Origin of the sequence: Mesorhizobium sp. M2A.F.Ca.ET.067.02.1.1, from assembly GCF_004023285.1 — a bacterium.
In the GTDB taxonomy this organism is placed as follows: Bacteria; Pseudomonadota; Alphaproteobacteria; order Rhizobiales; family Rhizobiaceae; genus Mesorhizobium.
This window is the reverse complement of the sequence record NZ_RZSB01000307.1, coordinates 1-6613: the sequence shown is the minus strand read 5'-3', so window position 1 is coordinate 6613 and position 6613 is coordinate 1. Positions and strand designations below refer to the sequence as shown.

The following is a 6613-nucleotide window of genomic DNA, read 5'->3' as shown; positions in this document are numbered from 1 at the left end:
CGCAGAACCCCGGCTGGGCGGGGTGTCGTCGCCGAGGTCGCGGGCGGGCTTGTGGCCTGCGATCAACTGCTTGATCTCGTCGCCGGACAGCGTCTCGTATTCGAGCAGCCCTTCGGCGAGCGCGATCCATTCCTTCTTCTTCTTGGTCAGGATGGCCTTGGCGGTCGAGTAGGCGTCGTCGATCAGCCGCCGCACTTCGGCATCGATGATCTGCGCCGTCTCTTCCGAGATGTTTTGCGTGCGGGCCACCGAGTGTCCGAGGAAGACCTCTTCCTGGTTGTCGCCATAGGCGACATGGCCGAGCTTGTCGGAGAAGCCCCAGCGCGTGACCATGGCACGCGCCAGCTTGGTTGCCTGCTCGATGTCGGAGGAGGCGCCGGAGGTGATGTTCTCCTTGCCGAACTTGAACTCCTCGGCGACGCGGCCACCCATCATGATAGCCAGCCTGGAGATCATGTATTTGTAGCTCATCGAATAGCGGTCGCCTTCCGGCAGTTGCATGACCATGCCGAGCGCGCGACCGCGCGGGATGATGGTCGCCTTGTGCAGCGGGTCCGCCGTCGGCACGTTGAGCGCCAGGATGGCGTGGCCGGCCTCGTGATAGGCGGTCAGCTCCTTCTCGGCTTGCGTCATCGCCGACGAACGGCGCTCCGCGCCCATCATGATCTTGTCCTTGGCGTCCTCGAACTCGGCCATGGTGACCAGCCGCTTGTTGCGGCGCGCCGCCATCAGCGCGGATTCGTTGACGAGGTTCATCAGGTCGGCGCCGGAGAAGCCCGGCGTGCCGCGCGCGATGACCTTGAGGTCGACATTGGGCGCCAGCGGCACGTTGCGCACATGCACCTTGAGGATCTTCTCGCGGCCGACGATGTCGGGATTCGGCACCACGACCTGGCGGTCGAAGCGGCCGGGCCTCAGCAGCGCCGGGTCCAGCACGTCGGGCCGGTTGGTGGCGGCGATCAGGATGATCGACTCGTTCGATTCAAAGCCGTCCATCTCGACCAGCAGCTGGTTCAGCGTCTGCTCGCGCTCGTCATTGCCGCCGCCAAGACCGGCGCCGCGATGACGGCCGACCGCGTCGATCTCGTCGATGAAGATGATGCAGGGCGCGTTCTTCTTGGCCTGGTCGAACATGTCGCGCACCCGGCTCGCGCCGACGCCGACGAACATCTCGACGAAGTCCGAGCCGGAGATGGTGAAGAACGGCACATTGGCCTCGCCGGCGACCGAGCGCGCGAGCAGCGTCTTGCCGGTGCCGGGCGGGCCGACCAGCAGCACGCCGCGCGGGATCTTGCCGCCGAGGCGCTGGAACTTCTGCGGATCGCGCAGGAACTCGACGATCTCTTCGAGGTCTTCCTTGGCTTCGTCGACGCCGGCGACATCCTGGAAGGTGACGCGGCCATGCGCCTCCGTCAGAAGCTTGGCCTTCGACTTGCCGAAGCCCATCGCTCTTCCGGAGCCGGACTGCATCTGGCGCATGAAGAATATCCACACGCCGAGGATCAGGATCATCGGCAGCCACGAAATCAGGTAGCCGAACAGCGAGTTGGAGCCGTCGGTCTCAGGCTTGGCGGTGATGGTGACGTTCTTGTCCTGCAGCCTGGAAACCAGCGACGGGTCGCCCGGCGAATAAGTCTGGAAGCCGTTGGCGTTGTCCGTGTAGTTGCCGAAGACGCGGGCACCCGCGATGGTCACGCTCTTGACCCGGCCGGAGGCGACGTCCTGCAGGAACTGCGAATAGGGAATATCCGTCGTTGCACCGCGCGTCTGGGGCGTCTGGAACAGATTGAACAGGGCGATGAGCAGGACCGCTATGATCGCCCAGAGCGCGAGGTTGCGATAGTTCGGATTCATCTATTGTCCCGTTGGAGCCCGCCTGCGGGCCCGCGATGATGGAGAAGCTTGGGCCTAACATAGGGAGAGCGCCTCCCCTTGCCAAGCAGAACAGCACGTATCGGTTAAGCTTTCGCCCACCCTCGCCCACCATCATGGCCATGGAATGGCGGCGCCGGCACCGGCGGCGCTCCGACAAGCATCGCGACGGCGGTGGCGGGTTCGATGTCGAAGCACGGCAGGAAGCGCGCGAAAGGGGCAACCGCCGGAACGATCGACACCGATTGCGGGCCGGCATCGCCGCCAGCGAAATCAAGGTGTTTGCCGCCGGACCATAGCGCCGGCTCCGCGGCAAGCGCCGCGCGTGAAAGGCTTTGTGGAACATCCTCGCTGAAGGGCGCTTTACCGGCGGCGGCAGGGCCCAGCGGCGCGATCACCAAATCGCCCGACCCGTCTTTCAAAGTGATGCGCCGGCGGTTGTCCCAAAGCCAATTATCCGCCGGCGGCGCGGGGGCGGGCAGATTGCGGCTTTCGCGGCGAAGGAAAATGCCTGTACGGCGCGCATCGACCACCGTCCGCGACAATGTAGCGCAAAGCGATCCCAGCTGCAGGCGGGAAAGCAGCTCAGCACAGCGCACCTCGTCGGCGAGAAAGGACATGCCGCCAACCGTGGCCAGCAGGATGCGCAGCACGTAAACGGCCGCTTGGCCGTCCTCATGCCCAGCGAAATCGCGATCGAGGCGGATGAGACCCGGAACCGGCCTGCTGGCGAACGCGTCGATGAGCATGGCGGCGCGGCGGCCGATGTCGTGGCGCTCACGTGCCGCCTGGGCCGACCGCGCCAGCGCCTCGGCAATGCGCCGTTCGCCTTCGCCCTGCGCGAGCGACGCCCGCATGCGCGGCCGCTCGAAGCGGACATCCACATTGGTCGGGTCCTCGATCCAGCCGACGTCGCGATGCCGCAGCATGTCGCGCAGTGCCGCACGCCTTGTGCCGAGCAGCGGCCGGACGATCCAGGTGCGCCAGTCATGCAGCGTGGCGGGCGCCATGCCGGCAAGCCCGCGGCCGTCATCGTCGCGTGCCTGCCGCATCAGCACCGTCTCGGCCTGGTCGTCGGCGGTGTGCCCGGTCAGGATCAGCTTGATGCCTTCGGCGTCGGCTGCTTGCGCCAGCAGCCTGTAGCGCGCCGCGCGTGCCGCGGCCGGCAGACCGGTCAGGGGCTTGTCGCCGCGCCAGGCGAGAATGCGATGCGCGACGCCGCGCTCGGCGCAGAAATCGGCAACCTGCCGTGCCTCGGTGGCCGAATCCGGCCGCAAGCCATGATCGATCGTCACCGCGAGCAGCCTGGCGCCCGGTGCGGTCCGGTCGAGATGATCTTTGAGAAGGAGGAGCAGGGCGGTCGAGTCGCTGCCGCCGGACACGGCTGCAACGGCGCCGGTCGAAAGGTCCAGGTCGGAGAAAAGGTCGTCTGAGAGGTCGGCTTTGGTATCGGGCGTCAGCACGCCGCCAGCGCCTTTTCCTGCTTGATGCGCTCCTTGAGCGTGGCGGAGACGTCGGGATAGCGCTTGCCGATCTCGTTGAAAGTGGCGCAGGCGACGTCATTCTGCTTCAGTCCGACCAGCGAAACCCCGAGCTTGAGCAGCATGTCGGGGGCTTTCTTGGCCTTCGGGTACTCCTTGCTGGCGGCGAGGAAGACTTCGGCCGCGTCACGGTATTTCTGCTCACCCAGCAGAGACTCGCCCAGCCAGTAATGCGCGTCCGCCGCCTTGGCGTCCTTGGGGAAGCGCGAGATATGGTCGCGAAAGCCCTGCTCGGCGGTTGGATAGTCGCCCGACAAGATGAACTGGTAGGAATTGCGGTAGAGCTCGTCGGGATCGTTGGTCGACGGCAGGGCCGCGACTTGCGTGTCGCCGGACTTGTTCTTCTTGGCCGGCGTCTCGGCGGAAGGAGCGCTTGCCGTGGCCGCGGGAGCCTGCACCGGCGCGCTGGCTTGCGGGCCGGTCTCGGCATTGACGACATTGCCGTTCTTGTCGACGGTGATGGTGCCGAAATTCTTCGGCGGCGCGCCGGTGATCAGCTTGCCGGGGTCGCCGGTCTGCGATTCCACAATGACGTCGCCGACCGTCTTGCCGCCGCCATTTTGCCCGCCGGTGTCAGCAGGCGCCTGCGTCGCCGGGGCCTGGGCGACGCTGTTGTCCGCACCGGCGTCGCCGGTGCCGGAATCCCCGGTGCCGGCATCTCCGAGGTTGGTGTTGCCGCCGGTTCCGTCCTGAGGCGCGGCCTCCGACTTCTTCTGCCCGGTCGGCTTGGCGCCGCCTTGCGAACCGCCCTCGAGCTGCTGGAAGCGGAATTCATTGTCTTCCTGCTGCTTTCGGATCTGTTCCTGCATCTGCAGGATCTGGAAATTCATCTCCTCGATCTTGCCGTTCAGCTGGCGCAGTTGGTCTTCCAGACCGGTCACGCCGCCGCCACTATCCTGCGCGATCTGCGCCTGTTCAGGCTTCTTCTTGTCGCCGAAGATGCCGAGCGTCGGCAGGTGAAAGGTAAAGCCGCTGCCGGAGGCCTGCCCGGCGCTGTCGGCCGAAGCGGCAAGGCTCGGGAGGCTTGATACGAGCAGCAGCGCAAGCGTGCCGCTCAGGACCGTTCTGAAATGCATTCTGTCTCTCGCGGTGGATGTGTTGGCCTGATGCGCCTTTCCAAATCAGACAATGGGAGCAAGCGCCCTCGCGCTCATAGCAGGACGCGAGACTTCGGCCAAATTTTGTTTCAAGCCGTTGCAAATGAAAAAGGCGGCCCCTGAGGCCGCCTTTGAATTTGCAATGTTGTATTTTTGCCGCCTGTGGCGTCGCGCCAGGCGGCGGCCACGGGGCCTGGTTATCAGGAACCGGCGCCCGACAGCGTGGTGACGGCGCGGCGGTTCTGCGACCAGCAGGAGATGTCGTCGCAGACCGCGACCGGACGCTCCTTGCCGTACGAGATGGTCTTCAGGCGGCCGGCGGAGACGCCCTTGGAAACCAGGAAGTCGCGGGTGGCGGCGGCGCGGCGGGCGCCCAGCGCCAGATTGTACTCACGCGTGCCGCGCTCGTCGGCATGGCCTTCGATGACGATCGCGTATTGGCGATACTGGTTGAGCCACTGCGCCTGGCGCGCCAGCGTGGTCTGCGCGTCAGCGCGGATCGACGAGGAGTCGGTGTCGAAGAAGATGCGGTCGCCGATGTTGACGGTGAAGTCCTGCGCGGAACCCGGCGTGGCGGCGCCGGCGCCGTTGAGCCCGAGATCGGCCGCGCTGTTCGGGGTCTTTTTCGACGCGCAACCGGTGATGGCGAGAGCCGCCACCAACGCGATCATCGCCGGGTTTCGGGTAAGTGCTGCGATACGGCCCATGCCGCCCTCTCCTTAGCATTCGAGTGATTTCGTTGATCACCCAGTAACCACGTTTGGGTTAACCGGCATTCAAGAAACACGGTTAATTTTTGGTTTCGGCCGCCGTCCGCGGCCGTTACGCATCCACGCATTTACCAAGATCGACAATGCGCGCGGACCGTAGGCGGAAATGCGGCCAAAACGCGACCAAGCCGTGGAAAATGGCACTAAGAAATTGAGAGCCGGGGCTTCTCGATTCCTCAGTTCTTCAATTCCTCAGTTCTTCAGTTCCTTATTCCAGCAACGGCGACCAAGCCGGATCCGACGCGTAGTTCGCGGTCGGGATCGGCTGCTCGTTGCGGCCGGTAAGATCGACCGAGACCAGCTTGGGTCCGCCGCCCGAGTCGCGGAAGAACATCAACACGCGGCCGTTCGGCGCCCAGGTCGGGCCCTCCTGCTGGAAGCCGGAGGACAGGATGCGCTCACCCGAGCCGTCGGTCTTCATGACGCCGATCTGGAATTCACCGCCGCTCTGCTTGGTGAAGGCGATCAGGTCGCCGCGCGGCGACCAGACCGGCGTCGAATAAACGCCGTCGCCAAAGGAGATGCGGTGCGGGTTCGAGCCGTCGCCACCCATGACGTAGATCTGCGAGCGGCCACTGCCGCCGCCGCGGTCTGAGGTGAAGACGACCTGCGAGCCATCCGGCGAATAGGACGGCGAGGTGTCGATCGCGGTCGAATCGGTGAGCCGCGTGGTCGAGCGGCTTCTCAGATCCATGGCGAAGATGTTGGAATTGCCGTCATCGCGCAGCAGGCTCATGATCACCTTCTGGCCGTCGGGCGAGAAGCGCGGCGCAAATGTCATGCCGGGGAAGTTGCCGACCAACTCGCGCTGTCCGGTTTCGATCTGCAGCAGATACACCTTCGGCTGTCCGCTCTCATAGGACATGTAGGTGATTTCCTGCCGGTTCGGCGAGAAGCGCGGCGTCAGCACGATGGCGCGGCCGTCGGACAGATAGCGCACATTGGCGCCGTCCTGGTCCATGATGGCGAGCCGCTTCTTGCGCGCGTTCTTGGCGCCGGATTCGTCGACGAAGACGACGCGTGTATCGAAATAGCCTTTCTCGCCGGTGATCTTCTCGTAGATCGCATCGGCGATGATGTGCGCGACACGGCGTTGATTGGCGTCGTTCGCGAAAAACTGCTCACCGGCCATCTGCTGATTGCCGAAGATATCCCACAGCCGGTACTGGGCGCGGATGCGTCCGTCGGCCTCCTTGCTCACGCTGCCGGTCACCAGCGCTTGCGCGTTGATGACTTTCCAATCATCGAAACGCGGCTGCGCATCCGGATTGGTGATCTTTTCGACAAAGGCGGCCTTGTCGATCGGCGCGAACAGCCCCGACCGTTTCAGATC

At 64.9% G+C, this 6613-nt stretch carries 5 protein-coding genes; all 5 read right to left on the bottom strand.

Translation table 11 applies throughout. From position 1 onward, the window contains the following. Positions 1-1854 (bottom strand): ATP-dependent zinc metalloprotease FtsH (gene ftsH, locus EOA28_RS20225; protein ID WP_148670773.1); only part of this gene is annotated, 1854 nt, incomplete at its 3' end. Between the two features lie 104 nt (positions 1855-1958). Next, entirely contained in the window at positions 1959-3335 is a 1377-nt protein-coding gene (tilS, locus tag EOA28_RS20220) for a tRNA lysidine(34) synthetase TilS (protein WP_127253566.1), read from the bottom strand. Next, the gene (gene ybgF / locus EOA28_RS20215) at positions 3329-4489 is read right to left on the bottom strand and encodes a tol-pal system protein YbgF (protein WP_127253565.1); all 1161 of its coding nucleotides are present in this window, start codon (positions 4487-4489) and stop codon (positions 3329-3331) included. The genes tilS and ybgF overlap by 7 nt, the downstream gene beginning before the upstream one ends. Positions 4490-4710: 221 nt before the next feature. Next, on the bottom strand, positions 4711-5217 hold the full coding sequence (pal, locus tag EOA28_RS20210) for a peptidoglycan-associated lipoprotein Pal (protein WP_126080754.1): 507 nt from the start codon (positions 5215-5217) through the stop codon (positions 4711-4713). 271 nt (positions 5218-5488) lie between these two features. Continuing rightward, on the bottom strand, positions 5489-6613 hold a 1125-nt coding region (tolB, locus tag EOA28_RS20205), incomplete at its 5' end, for a Tol-Pal system beta propeller repeat protein TolB (RefSeq protein WP_128315205.1).

Bases quoted from the DNA above. Each gene is read 5' to 3' on its own strand.
- ybgF (WP_127253565.1), bottom strand. From the start codon at position 4,489: ATGCATTTCAGAACGGTCCTGAGCGGCACGCTTGCGCTGCTGCTCGTA.
- pal (WP_126080754.1), bottom strand. From the start codon at position 5,217: ATGGGCCGTATCGCAGCACTTACCCGAAACCCGGCGATGATCGCGTTG.